We start from the raw sequence: 24,909 nt of genomic DNA on the forward strand, positions 1-24,909 counted from the left end.
AAGTAGTATTTTTTCCTCTCTCCAGCCCTCTCCAAAGGAGAGGGAGCATTGCAGATGCAGTAAAACTGAGCGAAATATCTTTTGGAGGGAGTTCCAACGTGTTTGCAATGTGCCTCATGGGATTGCTTCGGCCTAGCGGCCTCGCAATGGCGTACCCCAACCATGTTTTAACCGCTATTGCGAGCGAAGTAAAACGAAGCGAAGTAATCTATTGTGGAGGGAGTTGCCATCATGTGAGAAGTGTGCTTCATGAGATTGCTTCGGTCTGACGGCCTCGCAATGGCGTATTTCAATTGTGTGGTTACCGACTTTGCGATTGCCACGGCTCTACTGAGCCTCGCAATGACAGAGTGCAACGCAGCGGGATTGCTTCGGCTGAAGCCTCGCAATGACTTGTGGGGAGTACCTATCATGTTTGGAGTTTGCCTCATGAGATTGCGTGGGGCTTCGCCCTCGCAATGACTAACTCCTTATAAAAAGAAATATTCTGCTGTACCACAACTTCCGTTGAAAATTTTTTAAGAACCTGCTGCCGGGCGGCTTTACCCATGGACTTTGCCTCTTCGGGGTTATTTAAAAGATGCAGGATCTTTTCTGCATAAGCTTTGTGATTTTTAGGATCTTCAGTGTATCCTGTTTTTCCATCAATCATTACTTCTTTTGCCCAACCAATATTAGAAGTCACCAAAGCTTTTTCCATGGCCATGGCTTCCAACCAGGTCATGGGCAAAGCTTCGGCAAAACTCGGCAGAACGATCACCGCTGCTTCAGCGATATGTTCCTTTATTTCAGAGTAGCTCACCTCCGGGAAATATTTCAGTTGCTCCTTTGCCAAAGGACTTAGTGTTTCACGAAAAATTTCTAGAGTAGATCTCTTTTCAAAAATATCAACTACATCTTTTCCTATCAACCACAATTCTGTTTTAGGATTATTTAAAACCACTTCATTGAAGATAATTGCCAATTCCAGCACTCCTTTTTTTCGAATAACCGTTCCAAAATACAGCAGTCGGTTCTTTATCGGGGATTTTTCTGAGGGTAGAAATTGTGCGGTATCAATACTGTTCGGAATAATTTTAACCGGCCGGTCAAGTTCGAAAATCTCTTTAGTTTTTTCCGCAGTAAAAGCACTGACTGAAACAAGTGCATCTGCAGATTTCAAAGCTGACTTCTCAAAGAGATAATTCTTATACTTCTGTTTTCTTTCTTCCAAATTGCAAAAATAAGCATCCGTACCATGCATGCGAATATCAAGTGGACAGGAGAATTTCATAAAAGCAGTAATTCCGGTCCAGTCGGGAGCTTCCAATATTTCTATTTTATCCTTCTCAATTTGAGAATTAAGAACTTTCTGAAGATATTTTCTGTAGCGATACCAGCCCATGAAGCTGTACTTACGTTGTTTTATAAAACAAAATGAAATGCCGTTTTCTTCAAATTTCAGGTCCTGCTTTTGGCCGTAAACAAAAACACTCACTTTAATCTTTTTCTGTATGAGGGAAGAAGCCAGGTTTTTAATACTAGTGCCCAAACCACCGGAAGGAGTTGATTGGGAATGTGGATATTCTGGGGTGAGAAATCCTATGTGCATGGCAGCAGGTTAATATGTTCTTTTACCATTTTTTCGAGCGGGAACTGATTTTTAATTAGTGTACTCACATCCTCAGAAATGGTCAGCTTTTCCTGTAGTACTTTTTCCAAAATGGAAGATAAAGCCTTAATATCTCCCGTCTTAAAGATAAATCCGTTTTTGCCCTCTGCAATAATTTCCGGATTTCCCCCCACGGGAGTGGTTATCACAGGGAGATTGGCAGCAAGACTTTCTAATATGGACAAGCTAAAGCATTCCATATACGTAGGTTGCAGTAAGAATGAATAATTTTGTAACAAATCCGGTAAATTTGAGGTACTGCCCCTAAAGCTAAATTGCGGCTCCAGTTTATATTCCCTCACCATCTCTTTTAGTCGGGTTTCCAGAGGACCTACTCCAAAAATGTCAATTTTCAGTAACTGCTTTTTTTCTTCAGAAAATAAATTTACGGCTTCAATCAAATCCTGAATTCCTTTTGATTCCCTTAAATGGGAAGCAACAATAAACTTACCCGGGTTCTCTTCTGTCCTTTTCAAATAAATGGAAGCATCAATTCCGTTATAAATTATAGTAGTTTTCTTCTTTAGAAACTGTCCGTAATCATTAGATATACAGTCTTTGGTATATTTTGAAACCCCTACAAACTGATTGATATATCTGGAGTAAATTATACCTTTTAACCTATTTTTAATTCTTTTTTTTAACGGAAAACCTTTCAGCGGACGCGGATTATGATCTACCGCAATTATATAAGGCTGATTTTTTTCTTTTAGTCGTTTATAAAAGGAAGTGCATAAAGCCAGGAAATGGGTAACGACGATATCATATTTTTCTGAGGCTATTCTACTCAAATACTGATCTTCTGCAGAAAGTTCTTCAGAAGCATAAACAGTCAGATTTATATAAAACCTGTGTGGTGTGGAATTACTAAAGAACCAATCAACCTGAAATCCCTTTGCTTTACAGGCACGATCATATGCCACAAAAAACCTGTCCATTCCTCCAATCCGGTTCGGTTTCAGTTCATAGTTGCAAATCACCGCTATGTGTTTCCCGTTGCTCAATCTTCTGAAAATTCTTTTAAAGTTTTAGCTATTCTTTGACTGGTTCCCTTCAACTGCTTACCTATTTGTAGCTTAAGTAACTCTTTTTGTTCTTTAAGGCGGGCGTTGGGATTTTTTAAGCTGAAATTTATTTCCCGTAGCAGCTCCTCTTCATTTTTAGCAATTGCAACTGCGCCACTTTGTACTACTTTCTCATAATGAGCATATTTTAAAAACCGCTGATCATTATATAAACCATTTTGTTCATTACCAAAAACAGGATTAATAACAGGTTTATCAAATAACATAAAGTCCAGGCTCATCGTGGAACACATATTAATACTCAAATCGGAATAACTTAAAATACCTCGTAGATCCACCAAATCACTTTCTGAAGGCACCCTCTGTGACCAGGGTTCTGGATGATCTTTTCTTGAAATGAACCAGTCTGGATAATTCCACCGAATAAAAGGAAATTTTTCTTTTAGAAAATTAAATCTTTCAGGTTCTTCCGCAGGGGAAGTCCGTACGAATAAATTCACAGGTTCAGAAATTGTTCCTTCAGAAATAGCAGTAGCTATTATTTCTATATAAAGTTCATCATTCCTGCTGGTCGAAATATCCCCGCAACTGTAACAGATTGTCTTCTTATCTGATGACAAATCGTGCTTCTGATAGAATTCCGATTTTTCCATTTGATATTCAGGCATTACATAAGGCTCAAACTGCGGAGTCCCGACCACCCTCAATGCATGGCGGGATGTCCTGGGATAGAAATATAGTAACTCCTCTTTCATTAAGTCGCTCCAGACCAGGAAGGAATCAAAAGGCGCTGCCATTCTTCCTTTAGATGCCAAGTTGTCCCAGCTAAAAATGAAAGAGCCCGTCTTTATCTTTAGCTTGTTTGCAGCAAATACCATAGGGACCACATAAGGAGGACGTTGATGAGTAAAGAATAGAAAATCAGGGCGATCAGTCTTTAAAAATTCTAAACATTCCCTGGAAACCTGATGATTCGCAAGTGAAGTCAATTGTTTCTTTTCAAGGAACCCTATAAAATTTTCAGAATGAAAGTGGCGTGTCAGATTGTAGATAAGTCTCGTAGCTTTTCCACGGTTTGAATTACTGCTGCTTTTATTTGCTTCTAAATTATCATTAATTCCGAAGAATTTTTTGTGCAACTGCAAATGTGCCACTTCTTTAAACTTTCGCCAGAACCATGTTCCAAAAGGCTCTACAAAAACAGGTAATTCTACAACTTTGATATTGTTGGAATTATGTGACTCAAATACAGATACAGGCAAACCGGAGTAAATAATAACATTCTCAAATCGTACAGATGCCTCGCTGAGAAATTCACTTAGACAAAAATTTCTGTAGCCTACACCATCCGTAATGACCAGCCCAAGAGTTTTATTCATACTTTGCTTGTTCCGCATATATAAAGAAACATAGTTTAACGGCAAAAATAAAAGAAATCAACAGTTATTCTGCTAACCGTGAATTATAGAAGACACGGGAGAATTTTATATATCCCTAAACTGCTTCTGATGATTAATACTCCAGAATTCTGATGAACTCAGGGACTCCAGGAACTTTTTATCACTCTTACCGGTACCAAAAGCCGGAATGTACTTTTCTGTAACTGGGTGGGGTGCTTTTAATGCGTTCAGAATATCTTCCTGCATATATGAAGTATTCAGGATATGAGTGTGCAGCGACCTGTTTTCCTGTCGGGTACCAATGTTTATAGTTGGTATCCCATAATAAGGAGCCTCACGAATACCCGCACTTGAATTACCTATTATAAATTGGGCATTTTTAAGGAGCACCAGAAAATATTCAAATCGTATGGATGGAAAAACTTTAAATCTTTCATTATCCTTTAACCGCTCATACTCTTTTAAAATTAATTCACTCCCCAGATCATTATTGGGATAAACAACCACATAATTACTATTATCTACCAATAAGGCATTTACAAAATTCTCTGCATATTCCGACATCTTCTCATATTCTGTGGTAACAGGATGAAACATAGCCACCGCATATTTCTCATAAGGAATTTCGTAGTATTTCTTCACCTCTTCCAAAGATGCAAGGTTTTCTGAAAACATTATATCCACATCGGGAGAGCCTATATTAAAAATAGATTCTTTGAGTTCTCCCATTTGCACCAGTCGGTTTTCTGCAGTTTCATTCGAAACAAAATGTACATGACTTAATTTACTAATAGAGTGTCGGATGAGTTCATCAACGGTACCCGAAACTTCCCCTCCTTCAATATGCGCTACCAGAATATTATTTAAAGACCCTACAATAGCCCCGGCAAGTGCCTCCACCCTATCTCCATGAACTACAATGAGATCCGGCTTCAGTCTTTTCACATAAGCAGAAAAACCTTCTATGGTTCTTGCCAGGGTGAGATCCATTGTAGCTTCAGAAGTTTCATTACTGAATTCATAGATGTTCTTAAACCGGCATTTTTCAATTTCGTAAAGCGTATAGCCATATTTCTCTATAAGGTGCATTCCTGTAACAAAAATATGCGCTTCAAAATTCTTATGGTTCTGCAGAATTTGGAGTAACGATTTTATCTTGCCAAAGTCTGCGCGAGTGCCGGTTAAAAATGCAATTTTCTTCATTATGGTGTCATTGATTTCTTGCTAAGAAACAGCAAGATCTTTCCAGCGCAATTGAACATCATCATCAATATCTGTGTCGGCTTTTCTCCCCAGAAGCTCTTTAAATTTTGCGGCCGGAATCTCACCGCTGCCAGGTCTTTTCACCCAAATATTATCTTTTGTCAAGATTTCCCCTTTTTTGACCGGTGCAATGGTGCAAACAGTGGCAAAGGCAAAGTCTATAGTCACTTTCTCCTCTGCTGCCGGTTTTTTTTCACCTCCCCGCATAAGGGCAATTTCAGCTGAATTTTTTATCAATTCCCGGCAGGCCTGTTCGTCCATACTACAGGTGATATCCGGGCCGGTTCGCTGCATATGATCTGTAAAATGTCTTTCCAAAATGGAAGCCCCCAATGCTACTGCTGCAAGACAGGAATTGTTGTTTAGCGTATGATCTGAGAGTCCGAATACTTTGTCAGGAAAAGCTTCGTGCAGCTGTGACATTGCTCCTAACCTAACTAAGTGGATTGGGGTAGGATATAAATTAGTGGTATGTAATAATGCCACAGGCACATTTGCTTCATCAAAAATGGCTACCGCTTTTTGCACACTGGAGATACTGTTCATTCCGGTGCTTAATATCACCGGCTTTCCAAAAGATGCTATATGCTCCAGCAGAGGATAATTATTGCATTCCCCACTTCCTATTTTGAATGCGGGTACATTAAATTTTTGTAGCCGATTGGCAGCTGCCCTTGAAAACGGAGTGGAGATAAAAATCATTCCTTTATCTTCAACATACTGCTTTAAACTTAACTCATCCGCTTCATTTAAAGCACAACGTTCCATAATTTCATAGATAGAGACATCTGCATTTCCGGGAATAACCTTCTTGGCCGCTGCGGACATTTCGTCTTCCACTATATGTGTCTGATGTTTTACCATCTCGACTCCGGCACGTTTGGCAGCATCAACCATCTCCTTAGCGACTTCTAAAGAACCTTCGTGGTTTATACCTATTTCAGCAATAACCAGAGGAGGATAGTCCTCTCCAATTTTTCGTCCGGCTATTTCTATAAATGGTTTCATTCTTCTCTATTTTTTTGCTCTTTCCAATAGGAATTCAGCATAGTCAAGATCTTCTCTAAAGTCAATATCAACTCCCGCAAAAGGATGGTCCACAATAAACGGAAAATTATTTGGTCCTAATATTTTTTTATTTAATATTAAAGATGCTTTTGTGATATAGAGTAAGCCGTTTTCAAAATATAGCGGATCAAGATCCTGACTACGTTGTCCCATCTCGTAATTGAACGGCTCGAATCGTTGATTTTCTATTTTACCAAACTTTTGATAGCTCCTGGTGACCGTCATCAAACTATCGCAATTAATCTCTTTGTATTTTTGAAAAGCTTCTGTCAAAAGATTTTCTGGCCGTAAGGGATTAGTGGGCTGTAATAAAATTACATTTTCCACCTCTTCTTTAATCGTTTCAAGTACGTGCTTTAAAACCGAAATGGTATTCGAGGTATCTGTGCTTAAGTTTTCAGGACGGTCTATGACCTCAACTCCTTCTTTTATAGAAATTTCTTTTATTTTGGCATCATCTGTAGAAACAATTATACGGTCCAAAATATTATTATTTGCCCTGGCATAATTAATACTGTGAACAATTAATGGTATACTATCTAGTGGTAATGTATTTTTCCCCGGCAGTCTTTTGGAGCCTCCACGAGCTGGTATTATGACTATATTAATCGCTTTTTTCAGATAAGTAGTCATTAATTAATAAGATGGATTTGAAAGCTTATTAAATCTTTTTATTGTTTCTTCAGAAACCGGCTTGCGATATGACAAAATGTTTTTCAGGTTTAGAATATTTAATCCTAAGGCCTTAAAATATTCTTTTAAAAATCTAAAATCTTTTAATGCATATTTCTGGAAATTTGAAATATACAATCTGCCTATTTTTTTTAATACAAGTGGAAAAGGATAATATACTAAATAAAAGGAAGCCGTATTTTTTAATTGCTTTCCAAACCGGAAATAGTTAGCCCCGGCAATATTTTTCTTCTGCCTTTGTGTGCGATGATTGACAGCAACTTGATACGTAAATAATAAATCATAACCTAATTCAAGTGTCTCCATTGCTACACACACTTCTTCTCCGTAGATATCAATCCATATCGGAAATCCCCGGGTCCTGTTATAAATATCTTTTTTTATTGCAAAACCACAGCCAAGGAAATCCTTTACCAGATAATCGTCCTTCTTTTGTTTTAGATACTGCGGAATGTCATCATCTGATTCAAATATTCCTTTTATTTCTTTAAACGCAATGATTCCTACATTAGGATTTCTGGCAAAAAGCTTTTCTGAAATTTTAATAAAATCCTTTTGTAACGGATGGGCATCATCATCAAAGCCAAACAAAATCTTTCCCTTCGCCTTACTGTATAAAATGCTCCTCGCTTTTGATGCTCCTAAATTTCCTTCTGAAATCTCCCACTTCACCTGAGGATAAAGTTCGATAATCTTCTCTGAATCATCTGTGCACCCATCCAAAAGCACCAGGATTTCATGACGATCAAAAATCAGATATTCCTGAAGCACCTTTAAAGTCCTATGGAGTTCTGCTGATCTGTTATTTGAAACAATTAGTACTGAAGCCTCCATCTCTTTTAAATAAGATTATTGATTTCTTTCTTCAAGTAATCTGTCGAAAGATACAAATGCAGATCCTCTCTGTTTAACCGTAAAGATTCAGGATCGGCTTTCCATTTTACATATAGCTGTTCCAGTTTTGCAGATATCATTTCCATATCATCAGCTTCGGCATAATGTTCATAGTCGGATCCCAGTAACCTTCTCACTTCGCTTTTCTCCGGCCCCAAATGTAAAATTGACCTGTTGGCAGCAACACAATGTGGAAATTTTCCCGGCAGAAAAGGACTCTCTTCAGCAACCGATTCTAAGATAATATTCACAGATGCTTTCTCCTGCATTTTAATAACCAGGTTATAAGGAACATACCCCTCACTCACCACGAGTTGTTCTATTTCCTGTTCTTTCTTCCTTAAAGCTGAAATGTGATAAGACGCGCTACCCACTAGCAGTAAACGGGATTTAGAAGAGGCATCTGGATTCTTATTTAGAAAAATCTGGAAAGCCTGTATTAAAGGAAATGGATCCCTTTGTTTCATAAGGTTTCCTGCATGTAATAAATTAAATTTTTCAGGATCAAAATACATTGGCACCTCCACTGGCTCATTCTCTGCCCTCATCTGATGTGGAATTACTGCACCTTTCTTATGAAAAGCAGGATAATAATTCCCCATCCATTCGGCTAAAAGTAAAGACGGAAAAGCTGCCCAGCGGCATTTTTGTGAAACCTGCCCAAAGAATTTGATCTTTTGTTCATATCCCGGTTCCGACCATTTATAAGGTTCAGGATAATAGTGAAACGGATAGGGATCATGGATATAAGCCATCCATTTGTTGTGAAGTTTTGGAATATCTAACAAGGCATAGTGCGGTCGGAAACTGGCTCCTTTGCTTAAGGTCAGGACAATATCCGGATTAAATTGTTTCTCACCTTTTAAAGCTGAAGCTATACTTTTTACGTCATTAAAAAATGTAAAGGAGAAGCCAAAAACTGGTTCCAGATGTTTCGCCAGGTTTATCTTTAGTCCGTGCTGAAGTTTTCTCTGTATCCTGCTTAACAGAAAAACCGCATTCCACCTTCTCTCTTTTATGGCTATACATTGTATTCCCGGCAGCTGAATTTCTTTTCGCGTATAATGACAAACCAACACCTCAAATCCGGCATCCTTTAAATTCAGAATCAATGCCACGTTAGCTTTAGAACCACTGCTGTCTTCTACGTCAATGGATTCAGCAACGACCAGAATTTTCTTTTGTTTGGGCACTGTTAATGAGTTTAAAGCGAAAATAAAGATTTTAAATCAGATATAGATAATGCAATTACGTTCCCGAACAATAATTTGTACTAACGACTTTGAGATTGCAGCGCTTCGTTGCTCTGCGCTCGCAATGACTGGTCGCTATTGTTGTTTTGCGAAGGTGCGCTCTTGCGACAAGCAATCTCCTGCCTTTGCTGTAGATTCTATTAAGGTTGCCGCATTGCGTTTCACTGCCCTCTCAATGATCATTGCGAAGGAGCTTTTTCGCGACTGAAGCAATCCCAATCCTGATTTAATACAAATCCTTCAAAAACCCCACAATCCTCTCCGCAGCCTTACCATCTCCATAAGGATTCGGCTTCTTTTTTAGGTCTGGTGGATTGTTCAGTAAACGAGTGGTTTGCTCTACGATTTTACTCCTATTGGTACCTACGAGCACAGAAAAACCGGCTTCCACTCCTTCCATCCGCTCAGAAAATTCACGTGTAACCAGAACAGGTTTTCCAAAAGCAGGAGCTTCTTCCTGGATTCCTCCGGAATCGGAAATAATTACTTCAGCTCTTTGCATCAACCATAGCATGGTTGGATAAGCGACCGGTGAAACTAAATGGATGTCAGGTTTATTTCCCAACATCTTTTGCACCGGATGCTTGACATTGGGATTGAGATGCACCGGATAAATAATTTCAACATCAGGATAACTTGATAATTCGAGTAAGGCTTCTCCTATTTCTTCCAAACCTTCTCCAAAATTTTCCCGACGGTGACCAGTAACAAGAATTAGCTTCTTTTCATTGTTTAATAAAGTTTTTAATTCTATGATTTCCTGAGCAAGCTCTTTTCCCGATAGTCTTTCTGCCGCCCAATGCAACGCATCTACCACCGTGTTTCCCGTCAATATTATTTGCTCTGCTGGAATTCCTTCTTTTAAAAGATTGGTATTGGCTCTCTCTGTAGGAGTAAAATGAACATCTGCAATTCTACTGATTAGCTGACGGTTGATCTCTTCAGGAAAGGGGGAAGTTTTGTTATAGGTGCGTAACCCCGCCTCCACATGTCCAACTTTTATCTGCCTGTGAAATGCTGCCTGCGCAATCATAGAGGCCGTAGTAGTGTCCCCATGTACAAGCACCATGTCAGACTGAGCTCGTCGAAGACCTTGTTTGTCAGACTGAGCTTGTCGAAGTCCAGACTGAGCTTGTCGAAGTCCAGACTGAGCTTGTCGAAGTCCAGACTGAGCCTGTCGAAGGCCATTTCCCTCAGCCCCACTGAGCCTGTCGAAGTGGAGCTTATCGAAGCGTCGAAGTCCATCCCTGTCAGACTGAGCTTGTCGAAGTCCCAACCAATCATCAAATACCTCATCTATCCCGCTAAAAATAGATGAACTTAACCCATTAAGAGTTTGTCCGGCTTTCATCAAATCAAGATCATAATCTGGAGTGATTTCAAAGAAATCTAAAACCTGATCCAGCATTTCCCTATGCTGTGCCGTTACACAAACTTTAAAAATGATTTTCTGCTTTTTTAGCTCATGAATAACCGGTGCCATTTTTATGGCTTCAGGGCGGGTACCAAAACAGAATAAATATTTACTATTAATAATTTTTTCCATCATCCAGTCCTATCATTTTGAAATATTTTTTTTTCAGAAATTTACTAAGAAGGATTTTTCTGAAGGCCTTTCCAATCTTTATCTTAAGTTTACTTGTCTTTAAAAAATTTGTATTTGAATATTCAGTAAAGGAATTTGGTTTATTTTCTGAAATTTTTTGGAACTCTTCAAACATCCAGTCTTCGGTCACATTTCCTAAATGATACGCATAATTAGACATGGTTGATAATCTAAGCAATCCAAGATCCTCGTTTGGTTTATCTATGAATTTATTTTCCACACCACCCTGAATCTTGATGAATGCAGGCGAATTGGTCCCTTTATCGAATACTTCTCTCCTTATCGTAGCTACAAAATGTCCTGCTCCCATAACTGCTCTAAAACCTTTCCTTGATAGTGTTAAATATTTTTCGAGATGCTTTTCTGAAAACAACGAGACTTCTGGGCCTAAACTATCTTCGAAACGCTGCATCTCTGATGGTTCAACAACTTTTTGAAATCGTAATTTTGAACTTCCAAAAACAGCATCAAAAAAATTATTCGCAGTATAATATTTGTAAGAAACACTATTTGGAACCGGACTTACAAGTCCGGCTTTTGGAAAGTTTATAAATATTTTCTCTACTTCCTTTTGCCAATTATGTTTGAACATGACATCTGAATCTGCAATAGTTATTAATGGCTCCAGATTTCCCTTTACTGCAGAAAGAATAGCATTTATCTTTCCCAAATTTTCTTTGGAATGGAAAACCTGGTCTATCTTTTCATTATCACGGTATAATTCGTCTAGATATTCTTTTACTAATGAATGGGAATTATTGTTAAACAGTGTTATCCTAGTCTTTTCATGGCAGGTTTTTAAAAGTGAATGGATATTTAGTTTGAAAATTTCTAGTGCATCTTTAAAGTAGTCCTCAAAGTGAGGTATATAAACCGGTATTACTACTCTGTGATAGATTTCTGTTTCGAGTTCTTTTTTAAACTTTTCTGGATTACTGCCTATCCTCATATGATTTAATTAATTTTTTAAGACCAGACTCCAAACATATTAAATCTCTTTTTAATATGTTTTTCATTTTACTAATATCAGGACATCTACGAGTCATGTCTCCCTCTTCTAAAGCAGGAAGAAATTTTATCTGAGATTTAGAATTAGTCAGTTCAATAATTTTTTGAGCAAGCTCGAGAATACTAACCTCAATATCACTGCCCACATTTAATAAATCATTTTCACATAGCTTGCTGGTCATTGACCTTAGTGTAACCTCAACATTATCCTCTACATAGCAAAAAGTACGGGATTGTGAACCTTTTCCATAGATTTTGATGGGTTCGTTATTTATAGCCGCAGAAATAAATCTTGGAATTACAAAGTCCTCACTTTGATTCACACCATAAGTATTAAAAAAACGAAAAATAGTATAGTTTAAACCGTACTCCTTTTGAAAGGATTTGAAAAAGGCTTCTCCAACATTTTTAACTATAGCATAGGGTAACCTCGAATTTAATGGTGTAGTTTGTTCCTTCTGCGGAAATTCAAATGGTTCACCATAAACTTCTGAAGAACTGGCATAAAACACTCTTTTTACGTTATGGTCATTAGATAGTTTTAATATATTTTTAATTCCTTCAATATCCTCAAGTACTTTAATGGGGTTATTTAATGTTCGCTGAACGCCAACTACGGCAGCATAATGAAATACATAGTCAAACTTGAATTGATCAAAAACAGACTTAATTTGATTTAGAACATTAACATCCGCATGTATGAACCTAATGTTATTTACTTTTGGAATTTTGGCTCTGGAACCGGTTAGTAAATTATCAACAATTACTACTAAATTATCTCTTTGTTTCGCCAACTCAAGTGCAAGAGCACTACCAATATTCCCAGCGCCGCCGGTTATTAATATTTTCTGCATTAAAAACTAAAGCTTTTTAAGTATCGTTTTAAAAATTGTAAAATTCTTTAACAAATAACTGTTTTAAATAAAATAGTAATATATTAAAAAATAAGGATCCATTACTTCTATTGTTAAGAATGCTCTTTTCCAACTTTTTGAATAGAAGAAATTTGAAATCTGCTTCAAAATAAGGTAAATAATTTAAAAGTAAGTATTTATAAAAGCGATATGAAGCTATGTTTTTTAACCTGTCCATATTTTTGTTGCCAGATATACTTAAATCGGTAAGCCTAATAAAACCACAGCGGTATTAGAATAAAAAATTTTTGATGATCCATGTATAGAAAATTCAAGCACCCCTAGATCATCAGAATGCCGTCCTAACAGGAAAGATTTAAATCCTACAGTTTTCACAATGGATGTTTGAAAAATGTTCTCGCTTAATGAATTTCTTAAATTTTTAGGGAAGGCTACATTAGAACCAAAGCGTTTATATTGAATATTAAAATTATCATCAAAATGAGATAATATAGACCGGTGATCCTCCGGGCTGGCATCATCACCTACAAACACTGTAAATTTTTTATTTGTTTGGTTCTTTAAAGATTCGAGTGTTCTAGAGAAGAATTTTTTTATAATATGGGATTACTATAGTTAAGATTTTTAAGAGGAATTTAGTTTTAAAATATTTCTTTCAATCGTGCTTTAATCCTCTTCTTCCTTTTATGAGCAAATGACATGACAGGATAAATTTTATAAAAAAAACGATATTTTATTTTATCTTTTTTACTCTTCATCCTTTTCAGAAGACTAGAGAGAACAGACTCATCTTTATGGAAAACGCTCAGTTGAAAAAAATGCCTTTCCATTTTTTTGGAGAGTAGATTATTTTGAAATAAATGCTCAATAACAAGTTTTATAGCAAGTGAATTTGAACTTGATCTAAGGTCGCTTCCTTTCCAAAATTCACCAGTATTAGATTCAGTATGTTTCCTAGCAAAATACAAAACCTTATCTACTGAAATACCACGAAATGGATAAGTTAAAATACGTGTAAAAAACTCCCATTCCTCCGCATAATGGAGTTTCTCATTGAATCGTTCATTCCCTATTGCATCAAGACTCCATAATATCTGACAGGAGTTGAAGCAAATTTCTCCAGAAATTATTTTTAATAGATGGTTTTCATTAAGCTCCGTACTTTCATAGCACTTGTTTAAATTAAAATTATGATTAAAATCACCTTTAAATGCATGTCTTATAAAATGGCAAAAATCATAATCGCCCTTTAAAATTGCATCCAAAGTAACTTCTAAATTAAGAGGATGCACGACATCATCATCATCGAAAAACTGGATAAATTTTGCTCCTTTTTGTTGAGCCAGGTCCAACCCGTAATTCCTTGAACCAGACAAACCCTTTGCATAAGGTTCTGTTTTGATATAAAAACTAAATCGGGGATCGTCTGCTATAAATTCCTGGACGACTTTTGGCGTATCATCACTGGAGAAGTCATCAACAATAATACATTGCCAATATTTATAAGTTTGATTCTGTATAGACTGAAGTGTTTCCGTAACTAGGTGAGCACGATTATAGGTAGCTAGTAAAATAAAAACTTGGTCTGGATTCATTTGTTGAAATTAAATTTCAATAAATTAAGAATGTACTATTTCATCTTTTTTTAATTTATTGTTTAAACTGATATAAAAAATAAGCAGTAAACAACAAATCATAAAATATAAGGACAGGTTGTGTTTTATAAAATCATTTATGCCTCCACTAATAAAATTAGCGCAAAATACAAGAGGGATATAATATAGCAAATGAAACATTAGCTTATTTTCAGCATTCTCACTTTTAATAAAAGCCACGTAAAAGATGGAAATTAAAATGTAGATCGGCCATAGAATTAAATGTAAAATTTTACCTAATAAACTTAAAACCCTGATTTTTTTACCATCTACCGAATCTTCCCGGCTCAAATTCCCAAGATGTTCCGGTTGTGCAGAACTGACTGCTAAAACCTTTAATCCTTCGAGACCTGTTTTAAAGAATAGTTTCGGATTCTCAAAATACATTTGCAACACTGTAAAATTACTTATTCGGCCATAAAAATCTTCTGCAAGACCATAATCATATAGTTCATTCCCTTGTCTCCAATAACCGCGGCCAACATTCTTTAAGTAATTTAGATCATTTAAATTGAAATCGGATAGAAGTTTTTTTTGTGACTCTAAATCTGCTTTTAGCAATACTCCTAGAAAAACAGCCTCATAGATATTTGCCTCATTCGTCTTTTGCTGCGTTTTTAGTTGTAAGAATATCATTGAACTAAATACCAAGAACGAAATTAATAATAAAGTCCTATTAAGCTTTTGCCATCTGTGAGCTACCAGTCCAATGGGTAACAAAATAAAAACCAGATTTTGCATTTTACTTAGGCTTAAAACTAAGAGAGCTATGAATAAAAAGTTATAATTGAGTTTTCTTGCTAAACTCAATGCTAAAACAAATAATAAGGAAATTAAAAATATGCTTTCCTGATAAAAACTATTGAAATAACTAATAAACAAAATGTCTGAAAATAAAAGCCCGGCAAAAAGCATAAAGCCTACACGGGCACCTTTCTTTTTAAAATAATGTGTAGTGTTTCTTAATAATAGAAAATATCCAGAAGTGTATAGTAGCAAATAAATACCCGAGAGAAAATAAATACTAAAATTCGTTTGTGAATAGAAAATTTTATTTAAAAATAAAGCCAGGGAGCCAATTAACTGACTAAAATCAAGAGGGATAGATTGGTCTGAAATAATCGGATATTCTAAATTAAAATAATTGAAAAAGTTCTGGGAAGCATCTGAAAAAGGCCTGCCTAATCCTAATCTATCTATAACCCTACTAAAGTCGGCACTATCTGCAAGTCCTATCTCATATATAAAGAGCAAGTAGAATATAAAAAAAAAGAATAATAAAGTCGCAATGAGGTTCAAATTATGATCTCTAACAAAATGGGGAAATCTTTTTATTTTCAATTGAGACAGTTTTAAAATTTAAATCAGGTTTTAAAGATATTTCGTTTATTTGAAACATGGACCTGTTAGAGAAAGGTAATTCAAATAAAAGACATCCCTGGGAACTTGCACGATTTGAAGTGGTGAGGGATTTATCTAAATTTTATATAACTAATCGCAATTTAAATATCCTTGATCTTGGATGTGGCGATCTTTTTTTTATTCAAAAGTTCAAAGAACTGGAACCAAAGTCTACCTGCTATGCTGTAGATATTGCCTTTTCTGAAGAATTTATCGAAGCACATAGAAAGACGGACATAAAAATTTTTAATTCAATTAATAAGCTTCCAAATAATCTTAGCTTCGACCTGGTTTTCCTTATGGATGTACTGGAACATATTGAAAATGACGAGAATTTTTTAAAAAGCCTAAGCTTTAGTAAATATATAGATAAAAATACCATCTTTATTATCACGGTTCCCGCTTATCAAAAACTGTTTTTTTCCCACGATACTTATTTAAGACACTATAGAAGATATACGAATAAAACCCTGCTAAGATTGGTAAAAAAATGTGATCTTAGGGAAATTGAAAATGGGTATTTTTTCCTAAGTCTTTTAGCACCACGTTTCTTATCGGTTCAGAAAGAAAAAATTACAGGGGTTCAACGATATAAGAACGGCACCGATGTTGGGAATTGGAATGGAAATCCCTTCCTGACCCATCTAATTAAAAATATACTGATCGGCGATTATAAAATTCAAAAAGGTCTAAAAAAGATGGGGATAAGACTTCCAGGACTTTCCAATTATATCGTATGCAAAAAACCTGTATAATCATTCCGTGCTATAATGAAGAGCAGAGACTGGACTCTTCAAAATTTTTAAATTTTATCATTAATAATTCTTATCATTTCTGCTTTGTAAATGACGGAAGTAAGGATGACACTGCTAAATTAATCACTGAATTCAAGAGAAAAGCTAATAAAAAAGTGACGCTTATAAACCTGGAAATAAACTCCGGCAAAGGAGAGGCTATCAGGCAGGGGTTTTTAAAGATGGTAGATACCGGATACTTTGAAATTATAGGTTATTTAGATGCTGATCTTGCTACACCCTTAGAGGAAATTCCTTATTTGCTAGCCTCCTTTGATGAGGGATATGAAGTCGTGATCGGTTCCCGGGTAAAAAGGCTTGGCACTCATATTCATAGAAGGTTGCCCAGGCACTATATGGGTAGAGTATTTGCCACTATCGCCAGTACAACATTAAAGATCAGGGCTTATGATTCTCAATGCGGAGCGAAATTTTTTAAAGTTGAGACTACGCAATTCTTATTCAGAGAACAGTTTATATCCAAATGGATCTTTGACCTGGAATTATTGTACAGGCTCAAAAATGAACAACATGAAATTTATGAAAATAAACTTCTTGAAGTCCCCTTACGAAAATGGAGTGAGCAACTAGATTCTAAAATACGATTGGTGGATATCCTTAGAGTTCCAATTGAGTTATTAAAAATAAAGTCTAGAATGTGAAAATTTTTCTAATCCCTCTTATTGGCCACAGTATATATTCTCCAATCCTATACTCTGGTTTTTTATAAATTCTTTTTTCTGAATTTTCTACGAATTTTAATCTTTCCAGATTATGATCTATTAACAACTCATAATGTCTAACATATAAATCCTTATGTTTTAAGTATATATATTTTAAAAGATCATATTTATTTCTATTGGCAGTCGCAGTATTAGAACTCTCTCTTAACCTATAATGAAATAATTGTTCTTTTATACAAATTGATTTACCTCCATTCGAAAGAAGACGAATAAAGAATTCCCAGTCTTCATAACCCTTTTTCATTTTTTCATCGTAACCACCAACTTTCTCACATTCAGTCTTTCTAAAAAGGGAGTTCCCAATGGCATGATTATATTTTAGAAAATCCTTTAGTTCTGAATCAGGATACTTTAGGATAAAATCCTGAATATTTTTTCCGAACCTTCTAATATAACAGGTCACTAACTTTATTTTTTCATCATTTTCAATTATTTCTATTGCCTTACTGCAGAAGCTGCATTCAAAATAATCATCACTATCTAAGGGCAGAATATATTTCCCCGAAGCTTGAGCAATCCCTACATTTCTGGCCTTACTAGCACCTTTATTTTCCTGGGTGATCAGCTTGGAAATTTTTGGCTCTATTTTTTGTAAAATAGCCTTAGTCTTATCATTAGAGCCATCATCAATTATTATGATCTCAGTATTTGGATAATCCTGAGCTAAAGCCGAATCAACGGCTTCCTCGATGTTTTCCCAGTTATTGTAGCAAGGTATAATTATTGAAACTAAAGGCTTGGTCATAGTTCATTATATATTTGAGCCCATTGATATTCAATGTTCTTTAGAGAAAATTTTTGAACGTTGACTCTACTTCTTTTACCCATTTCAATTCTTATTTTTTTTTCAAAAAGTAATTCAATATTTTTTACTAAACAATCTACATCAAATTCCTTGCATAAAAATCCATTTTCCCCATTTCTAAAGGTATATTTAATTCCTCCGGAATTAAAAGCTACTACCGGTAATCCACAGGCCTGTGCTTCTAAAGTTGCCAAACCCTGGGTTTCTCTTCTTCCGTCCTTTAAAGGTACCGATGTAAATAAAAAAACATCGCTTTGCTGTAAATAATATTTAACAGCTTCCTGATTTCTTCTTCCCAGTAGCTGTATATCTTCTTCCAATTGTAAGTTTTGAATCTTATTTTCCAGTAGCTCCCTATGATCTCCTTCGCCAATTATTAATAATTTAATTTTATATCCCTTATTCTTAATTTTATTTACGGCTTCAATTGCAAATTCATGCCCCTTGATAGGGTCTAGTCTCCCCACTGTAATAAGCCTCAGTCTGTCTGAACTTTTCTTCGAATCTGTAGGCATAAAATAATGGGTATCCACACCCACAGGAACAACTCTAAGATTTTTATCGGGACACCCAAGTGAGCGTATAATTCCCGCCAGATAAGGTGTATTCGCCACGATTAAATTATCCCCTTGAAAAAGATGCTTATAATAGCCGTTATTAGGTATAAAACCATTAATAGGAAAGAAGGCATCATGCCCGTGAAAACTTACAATTAGCTTTCCTTTTAGAAGTCCAGCTTTTTTTAAGATATCAAACGGTTTGGAAGAAGTACCGTATTGAATATGATATACATCAAAATTCTCAAATTTTTTATAAAAATTAAACTGATAGATCCAGGTTAGGCTAAATTTCTTTTTAAGTGATAAAAACTTTATAAGCTTTTTTATATTCTTAAAGTGTTTGAGTAAAATAAATGCTGCCTTAAAAAGCCTGATAAATTTATTGGATTGAATTCTATAATCTTCAAAAACGATGCGTTTATCAAATTGATGTTTTAGTATAGTTTCTTCATGTGTGCTTTCTTGAAAACTTAAGAGTTCATCAATAAGAATTGTAACTTCAAATCCTGCTTTTTTTGCAGTTATCATCTGTGCTAAAACAAATGTTTCAGAGAGGTGGGGGAATTGTCTAATTCGAAAAAGTATTTGTTTCATCCTTAAAAGAGACTTTTTTTAATTAAAGCTAAATATCTCTCGATTGGTAAGCGAAGTAATTCTCTAAAACCAATTTTATGCAATTGGTAAAAAACTTTTAAATTTTGGAACTTTCTTTCATGCAATATAAAATCAATTAAATCATTAACTATAATCCGCTTGAGTTTTATAAAATTGATATCTTGACATTCGTCTGTAATTAAAGATAGTTTCTTAAAAAAAGAAATCTCTAAAGGCAAAGTTTTAACGTCTGGAGAATTTCTATTTTCTCCTAGAAAATACTGTAGTAATAATTCATTTTCTGAAACCTTGATAAAAAATGTTTTATAGGTTTTTTCCAGGTTTTGATAAAACAACTTCTTTTTAGTATCATTCATTAATCGTGCGTTTGTAAGACTTGCTGAATGATATCGATAAGAATAAATTCCGGGATTATCAATTTTTTTAAACCTGCTATGCTTTAGGGCTCTTAACCAAAAATCATAATCTTCAACCATAAATAAGTCTTCGTCATAGCCTGCATTTTGATTAAAAACCTCAATTTTGTATAGAAAGCAAGCACCTATCACTCCGTAGAAAAAAAGATACTCAATTTCCTTAAGATGAGATTGACCGGTAAGAGTGCCCTCTTCATTTATATGTAAGTATTCTGAATAAATGACATCACAATCATACTTTATAAGAGCATTGAATAAACACTCAATTGCACATTTATTATAAATATTATCATGTGAGGTCCACGTAACATATTTACCATTAGCTTTACGGTGCCCCATATTTAGCGATGCAGGTAGTTTTAAATTCTTTTCATTGGTAATAATTTGTATTCTGGAATCATTTAATGCCCACTTTATTGCTATGTTAAAACTAGCATCGGTAGAAGCATCATTTACAATAATTAATTCAATATTTGAATAGGTTTGATCTAAACAACTGGCAATAGCCTCATTTAAAAAAAACTCTCCATTATAAACCGGAAGTATTATTGATATTAAAGGTAGATCCATTTAAATTTGAAGCAAGAAAATTTATCTTTAGTAAAGATATAATAAACAATTAGTGCTCCCTAATGGAATTGAATTATCTCATACTTGCTCATAAAAACCCGCTACAGGTTAAAAGGTTAATTTTAAGCCTTGAGAGTGAGGAAACCAGTTTTTATATCCATATAGATTTACAGGCCAGTATTGATGAATTCAAACAGGTGCTCCTACTACCCAATATTTATTTTTTAAATAAAAGATATAAAGGCACCTGGGGAGACATAGGAATAGTAAAAGCTACGCTTTACGGTATGCAGGAAATATCCCGGAATACTAAAAAAGGATATTGCATACTTTTAAGCGGACAGGATTATCCACTTGTATCCAGGCAAAAGATAAAAGATCTTCTCAAAGAAAAATTCCCTACAGAATTTCTAACTGTATATCCCATGCCACATTTTGGATGGAAATATGGTGGAATGGACCGGCTTGAAAAATACAAGATCATTAAATCTAAAAAACGAAAGCACTTTCTTCAATTACCCTCCATCTTTGACAAGGAATTTTATAGTCTTGAAACATTTGGAAAACTAAATTTTCTAAGAAAAAACCGAAGGTTTCAAGAAATGAGTCTGGTTTTAAAAAAACGGAAATTCCCAAACTATTTAAAAGCATATGGTGGTAGCCAGTGGTGGGCACTTACTATGGAAACGACTATTCAAATTCTAAATTATGTAGATAAACATTTGGATTATTTAGAATATCATAAATATAGCCTATTACCAGATGAAATATTTTTCCATAGTATTCTTATGCAACTTCAGGAGGAAAAAACAGAAAAAATTTCTATTGAAAAATCATTCACTTATGTGAACTGGGAAAGACCTGAAACTCCTTTACCGGTAACTTTTGAAGAGCAGGATTTTAATGAACTTCAAAAAGCTTCCAAAAATTATTTATTTGCCAGAAAGTTTGATATAAAGCTGGATTCAGAAATATTGGATGCCATCGATAAAAAATTACTTCAGTAACATTATGGGAAAAATTAGAGAATTCATAAAATCAATTTTACCGGAAGAGTTCAAATATCAATATGTATTACTCCGTAAATTCAAAAAGAAAAGAAGACTTGAAAAGAAATATGCAGGGAATAATGTAAAATGCCTCATATGTGGACATTCATATAGAATATTCGAACCTTTTAAAAATGTTACTAATGAAAAATGTACCAATTGCATTTCTATGAAGAGGCATAGGCTTTTATACCACTATTTGATTAATAATACAGAATTGTTTTCGAGTAAAGATTCAAGAAATATTTTACACTTTGCTCCTGAAAAAGCCTTTTATGATATTTTATCTAAAATGGAGCATCTAAATTATTATCCAGGTGATCTTGAGCCAGAAAACTATAAATTTTATAGAAAAACTAATATTTATAAAGTCAATATCACAAACCTTCATTTTGAAGATAACTTTTTTGATGTCATTTTATGCAATCATGTATTGGAGCATATTATGGAAGATGAAGTGGCTATGGCTGAATTATATCGCGTTATGAAAATAGGTGGTTGGGGAATATTCCAGGTGCCAATAGATTTTCACAGGGATAAAACTTATGAAGATCCCACTAAAACTACTCCAGATGAACGATATCAGGCATTTGGGCAGTTAGACCATGTAAGGTGGTACGGGATTGATTATCCGGAAAGACTTAAGAAAGCAGGATTTGAAGTGCATGATATACGTTACACAGACCAGTTTACAGCAGAGGAAAAATTTAAGCATGGTTTTCCTGAAAAAGAATCTATCTATTTATGTTATAAAAGGTAATTCTTAAATAATTATTTTCTCGATTTTGCTTTTTCCAAAAGAAAAAAACCTTTACCAAATTTCGAAACAACAACTAAGGAAGCTTTAAAATAGAACAATGAAACCTTCCCTAAATATTCTTTGACAATGGGGAAAATTCTTATTATAACATCTGATCGATTATGCAATTTACGAATCTCATAACTCAAATTCATTAATCCATAGATAAGTTCCGTTTTTGTATTCTGGCCTATTTTATTTTCCAGATCTCTGAAGGTATGGTATCTATTTTCTATTAATTCCTTTTTAAAATGTCCTTCATTTTTTGTGAGTACTGTTTGAATTGATTTTTTATGGAGCCTCCTATGAGTTAAAATCTTCTCTAAATAATCGCCATTTTCCGTAATAAATAACATTTTACAGAAGTAATTATAATCCTGCCAGGATCTCATTCTTTCATTCCAGTTTATTTGCTCTGCAACCTTTCTTTTAAGCATTACATCATAAGTGTACCAGTGAATCTTTAGTAAGATAAAATCTGAAGCTTTTATTCCATATTCTTTTTTCTCGTAGGTATAGGCTTCGAGCATTTTATCAGCCTGAAAATTTTGTGTTTTGGCGACCACAAAATCAAGATCATTTTTAATTATAAAATCTAATTTTGAAGAGATATGATCTGGCGTCATGAGATCATCACTGTCAAACCATATTATATAATCTCCAGTAGATTTCTCAAATCCAAAATTCCTACAACTATTCGCTCCTTTAGGTAATCTATCAGGACGCGTATAATATTTTATTCTTTCATCTTTCTTATGATAGCTCTTAAGCACCTCTAAGGTACCATCAGTAGAACCGTCATCTACTACAAGACATTCCCAGTTGTGATATGCTTGACTGAGAATAGACTCCAATGTTTCTCCTATTAAATATGCTCGGTTATAAACTGGAATAATTATAGAAACACTTTCTTTAATTTTCATATCATTCCTGTGCAATAGGTGTTCCACGCATCGATTAATTTCTTATTTCCAAATTTAGTTAAAGACTTTCCTCTGCGTGGTGTAGGTGTAAATTCCCCAAAAACGGCTCCTTTCTGTGTGGCATAAAAATCAATGCGGCCAAAGATCTTATAGTGTTTGCTTAATTTTTTTGCCTGTATTACCATTTCTGATAAACAAGCTGGCGCATCATCAGATTTATTTGTAACGGCATCTATGACTACCTTTTCCTTTATAAGGTTCCAATTTTCATCATAGAAAGAGACTTGTTCTTTTTCAAAAGATTTTCGCTTGTCTAATTGAATAAAAAGGATATTTCCATTAAACGTGTAAAACCTATAATCATTAGGAACAAGTATTTCGCCACTTTCATTTGGAAGAAATTCTTCAATCACTATTTCTGAAATCCTCTTGACCATAAATAAATCGTGCACAGCTTTTTCAAGATCGCTTATGCTATATTTTTTCTTATCAAATAAATTGTAACCACCTCTTATAAGAAAAACATCTTTACTTGCTTCTCCCCTTACAGGTTTTATAATAAAGTTTTCAGGCAGAGTTAATAAATCAAGTTTCTGAAAATCTTCTTTGCAACCACTCCATATTTTTTTGGCAACCTTGGCTCCAGCTTTTAAAGCAAATTCTTTCGCATTTAATTTGTTCTCTAATCTATGTTGCCATATAGTCGAATTCTTCCAGGTTTCGAAATCATCATTTCTATAAAATCTAAAATCACTTAGTTCCTTCTTCAAATCGCTGCCAAAAAATAGCTGTTGTCTTTTCCAAATTCTTCTTTCAAATTCAGTTTTTCTCCAGGTTTCCAATTGCCGGAAAATACTCCTTTTAAACCGGTATAATTGCAACCGGATTTTGAAAAAAATATCATTAACCAGGTCAATAATAGTAAATGAATTATGGTTCTTGACGACGTATAAAAATACTCTTCTATTGAATTTTAAAAACTGAATAGGTTTACCACCCTTTAGTAGAAGCTTGGATAATTGTATCCAGTATTTAATTGACAACTTCCCTTGTTTATATAAAATTTCTTCAAAAAGCTTGATAAACCTAATTTTTTGTGCAGGCTCGAAAGCTTCTAAATTAGCAAGTAGATAATGAGAAAAAAAAATGATTCTTGCATTCATTTTTTGTTCTTCCAGATAACCACCTCTCGAAATATTATAATCAGAAATTCTAAAAAAAGCAGTGGCAGTATTAATACTGAAGTTATTGCCGAATTCACTAAACTGCATCCATGCAAGAATATCTGAGCCCCAACCTAGAGGAATATCAGAAAAACCGTATTTCAAGAACATATCCCTTCTAAATATTTGCTCAGTCAAGGACCCTCTTGATCCTTCAAAATATCTTCGATAAACAAAATTGGTAGACTTTTCTATTTTCGGATGTTCAAATCTCCTTGATATATCCCCAGAAGGACTACGAACAACCCTAGACGCAAAACGTACTACTTTAATATTTCTTTCCTCAACTTCTTTTAAGTTCTTATAGAACTCCTCAACATAATTCTCGCTAATATAATCATCGTCCCCGAGAATCATAAGCCATCTTTCCCCCGCCGACAAATTGATACATCGATGCCATTGTCCTGTTAAGGAAGTACCACCAAGATTTTCACTAAACCTATGATAAAAGATATTCAAAGAACCTTCAAAGCCTTTTATGATTTCCAATGGTTCTTCAGGAGAAGCATCGTCACCAATATAAACTGTGAAATTCTTGTTTGTTTGTACCGCTAAAGATTCTATACATTCTAGGAAGTATTGCTTTTTAAAATATGGGATTACGATAGCTAATTGCATTA

General features: G+C 34.8%; 23 protein-coding genes. 4 read left to right on the plus strand and 19 right to left on the minus strand.

From position 1 onward, the window contains the following. Positions 1-427: 427 nt before the first annotated feature. The 14 genes from RM541_RS10715 to wsfD form a co-directional block, all read right to left on the minus strand. Entirely contained in the window at positions 428-1,591 is a 1,164-nt protein-coding gene (locus RM541_RS10715) for a glycosyltransferase family 4 protein (protein ID WP_311500145.1), read from the minus strand. Then, the gene (locus RM541_RS10720) at positions 1,582-2,655 is read right to left on the minus strand and encodes a glycosyltransferase family 4 protein (protein ID WP_311500146.1); all 1,074 of its coding nucleotides are present in this window, start codon (positions 2,653-2,655) and stop codon (positions 1,582-1,584) included. Before RM541_RS10720 ends, RM541_RS10715 begins: the two co-directional genes overlap by 10 nt. Further along, positions 2,652-4,055, minus strand: coding sequence for a hypothetical protein (locus tag RM541_RS10725; protein ID WP_311500147.1), 1,404 nt, complete (start codon positions 4,053-4,055; stop codon positions 2,652-2,654). The genes RM541_RS10720 and RM541_RS10725 overlap by 4 nt, the downstream gene beginning before the upstream one ends. Positions 4,056-4,160: 105 nt before the next feature. Beyond that, positions 4,161-5,279, minus strand: a complete 1,119-nt coding sequence (gene neuC, locus RM541_RS10730; RefSeq protein WP_311500148.1) for a UDP-N-acetylglucosamine 2-epimerase — start codon at positions 5,277-5,279, stop codon at positions 4,161-4,163. A 21-nt stretch (positions 5,280-5,300) separates the two neighbouring features. After that, positions 5,301-6,347 carry an N-acetylneuraminate synthase family protein gene (locus RM541_RS10735; RefSeq protein WP_311500149.1) on the minus strand — a complete coding sequence of 349 codons (1,047 nt, stop codon included), beginning with the start codon at positions 6,345-6,347 and terminating at the stop codon, positions 5,301-5,303. 6 nt (positions 6,348-6,353) lie between these two features. Next, on the minus strand, positions 6,354-7,040 hold the full coding sequence (locus RM541_RS10740) for an acylneuraminate cytidylyltransferase family protein (RefSeq protein ID WP_311500150.1): 687 nt from the start codon (positions 7,038-7,040) through the stop codon (positions 6,354-6,356). A 3-nt stretch (positions 7,041-7,043) separates the two neighbouring features. Beyond that, positions 7,044-7,934, minus strand: a complete 891-nt coding sequence (locus RM541_RS10745) for a glycosyltransferase family 2 protein (protein WP_311500151.1) — start codon at positions 7,932-7,934, stop codon at positions 7,044-7,046. 5 nt (positions 7,935-7,939) lie between these two features. Next, positions 7,940-9,187: a glycosyltransferase family protein gene (locus RM541_RS10750; protein ID WP_311500152.1), complete on the minus strand. Its 1,248-nt coding sequence runs from the start codon at positions 9,185-9,187 to the stop codon at positions 7,940-7,942. 286 nt (positions 9,188-9,473) lie between these two features. Next, positions 9,474-10,793 (minus strand): non-hydrolyzing UDP-N-acetylglucosamine 2-epimerase, encoded by a 1,320-nt coding sequence (wecB, locus tag RM541_RS10755; protein WP_311500265.1) that lies wholly within the window; start codon positions 10,791-10,793, stop codon positions 9,474-9,476. After that, on the minus strand, positions 10,777-11,802 hold the full coding sequence (locus tag RM541_RS10760; RefSeq protein WP_311500153.1) for a glycosyltransferase family A protein: 1,026 nt from the start codon (positions 11,800-11,802) through the stop codon (positions 10,777-10,779). Before RM541_RS10760 ends, wecB begins: the two co-directional genes overlap by 17 nt. Further along, a complete protein-coding gene (locus tag RM541_RS10765; RefSeq protein WP_311500154.1) occupies positions 11,786-12,715 on the minus strand; it encodes an NAD-dependent epimerase/dehydratase family protein in 930 nt (309 codons plus the stop codon). Before RM541_RS10765 ends, RM541_RS10760 begins: the two co-directional genes overlap by 17 nt. Before the next feature lie 258 nt (positions 12,716-12,973). After that, entirely contained in the window at positions 12,974-13,270 is a 297-nt protein-coding gene (locus RM541_RS10770; protein WP_311500155.1) for a hypothetical protein, read from the minus strand. A gap of 107 nt (positions 13,271-13,377) precedes the next feature. Further along, complete coding sequence (locus RM541_RS10775; RefSeq protein ID WP_311500156.1) at positions 13,378-14,331, minus strand: glycosyltransferase family 2 protein; 954 nt, start codon at positions 14,329-14,331, stop codon at positions 13,378-13,380. A 24-nt stretch (positions 14,332-14,355) separates the two neighbouring features. Then, positions 14,356-15,732, minus strand: a complete 1,377-nt coding sequence (gene wsfD, locus RM541_RS10780; protein ID WP_311500157.1) for a glycan biosynthesis hexose transferase WsfD — start codon at positions 15,730-15,732, stop codon at positions 14,356-14,358. 56 nt (positions 15,733-15,788) lie between these two features. Between wsfD and RM541_RS10785 the strand changes: the two genes are divergently transcribed. Together RM541_RS10785 and RM541_RS10790 are read left to right on the plus strand one after the other, a co-directional pair. Then, complete coding sequence (locus RM541_RS10785; protein WP_311500158.1) at positions 15,789-16,547, plus strand: class I SAM-dependent methyltransferase; 759 nt, start codon at positions 15,789-15,791, stop codon at positions 16,545-16,547. Further along, on the plus strand, positions 16,529-17,248 hold the full coding sequence (locus RM541_RS10790; protein ID WP_311500159.1) for a dolichyl-phosphate beta-glucosyltransferase: 720 nt from the start codon (positions 16,529-16,531) through the stop codon (positions 17,246-17,248). The genes RM541_RS10785 and RM541_RS10790 overlap by 19 nt, the downstream gene beginning before the upstream one ends. Here the strand turns inward: RM541_RS10790 and RM541_RS10795 are convergent. From RM541_RS10795 to RM541_RS10805, 3 genes are read right to left on the minus strand one after another with little or no spacing between them, the layout of a single operon-like run. After that, positions 17,238-18,074 carry a glycosyltransferase family 2 protein gene (locus tag RM541_RS10795; protein WP_311500160.1) on the minus strand — a complete coding sequence of 279 codons (837 nt, stop codon included), beginning with the start codon at positions 18,072-18,074 and terminating at the stop codon, positions 17,238-17,240. The genes RM541_RS10790 and RM541_RS10795 overlap by 11 nt on opposite strands. Then, positions 18,071-19,288 (minus strand): glycosyltransferase family 4 protein, encoded by a 1,218-nt coding sequence (locus RM541_RS10800; protein WP_311500161.1) that lies wholly within the window; start codon positions 19,286-19,288, stop codon positions 18,071-18,073. Before RM541_RS10800 ends, RM541_RS10795 begins: the two co-directional genes overlap by 4 nt. A gap of 2 nt (positions 19,289-19,290) precedes the next feature. After that, positions 19,291-20,295, minus strand: a complete 1,005-nt coding sequence (locus RM541_RS10805; RefSeq protein ID WP_311500162.1) for a glycosyltransferase family 2 protein — start codon at positions 20,293-20,295, stop codon at positions 19,291-19,293. Positions 20,296-20,357: 62 nt separating this feature from the next. On the opposite strand from RM541_RS10805, the gene RM541_RS10810 reads away from it, so the two are divergent. Beyond that, on the plus strand, positions 20,358-21,302 hold the full coding sequence (locus tag RM541_RS10810) for a beta-1,6-N-acetylglucosaminyltransferase (protein ID WP_311500164.1): 945 nt from the start codon (positions 20,358-20,360) through the stop codon (positions 21,300-21,302). Positions 21,303-21,513: 211 nt separating this feature from the next. Further along, complete coding sequence (locus tag RM541_RS10815) at positions 21,514-22,104, plus strand: class I SAM-dependent methyltransferase (RefSeq protein ID WP_311500165.1); 591 nt, start codon at positions 21,514-21,516, stop codon at positions 22,102-22,104. 11 nt (positions 22,105-22,115) lie between these two features. Here the strand turns inward: RM541_RS10815 and RM541_RS10820 are convergent, their stop codons facing one another. Together RM541_RS10820 and RM541_RS10825 are read right to left on the minus strand one after the other, a co-directional pair. After that, entirely contained in the window at positions 22,116-23,066 is a 951-nt protein-coding gene (locus tag RM541_RS10820; RefSeq protein ID WP_311500166.1) for a glycosyltransferase family 2 protein, read from the minus strand. Continuing rightward, on the minus strand, positions 23,063-24,907 hold the full coding sequence (locus RM541_RS10825) for an ATP-grasp fold amidoligase family protein (RefSeq protein WP_311500167.1): 1,845 nt from the start codon (positions 24,905-24,907) through the stop codon (positions 23,063-23,065). Before RM541_RS10825 ends, RM541_RS10820 begins: the two co-directional genes overlap by 4 nt. Positions 24,908-24,909 lie beyond the last annotated feature (2 nt).

Source organism: Autumnicola psychrophila, assembly GCF_031846645.1.
GTDB lineage: Bacteria > Bacteroidota > Bacteroidia > Flavobacteriales > Flavobacteriaceae > Autumnicola > Autumnicola psychrophila.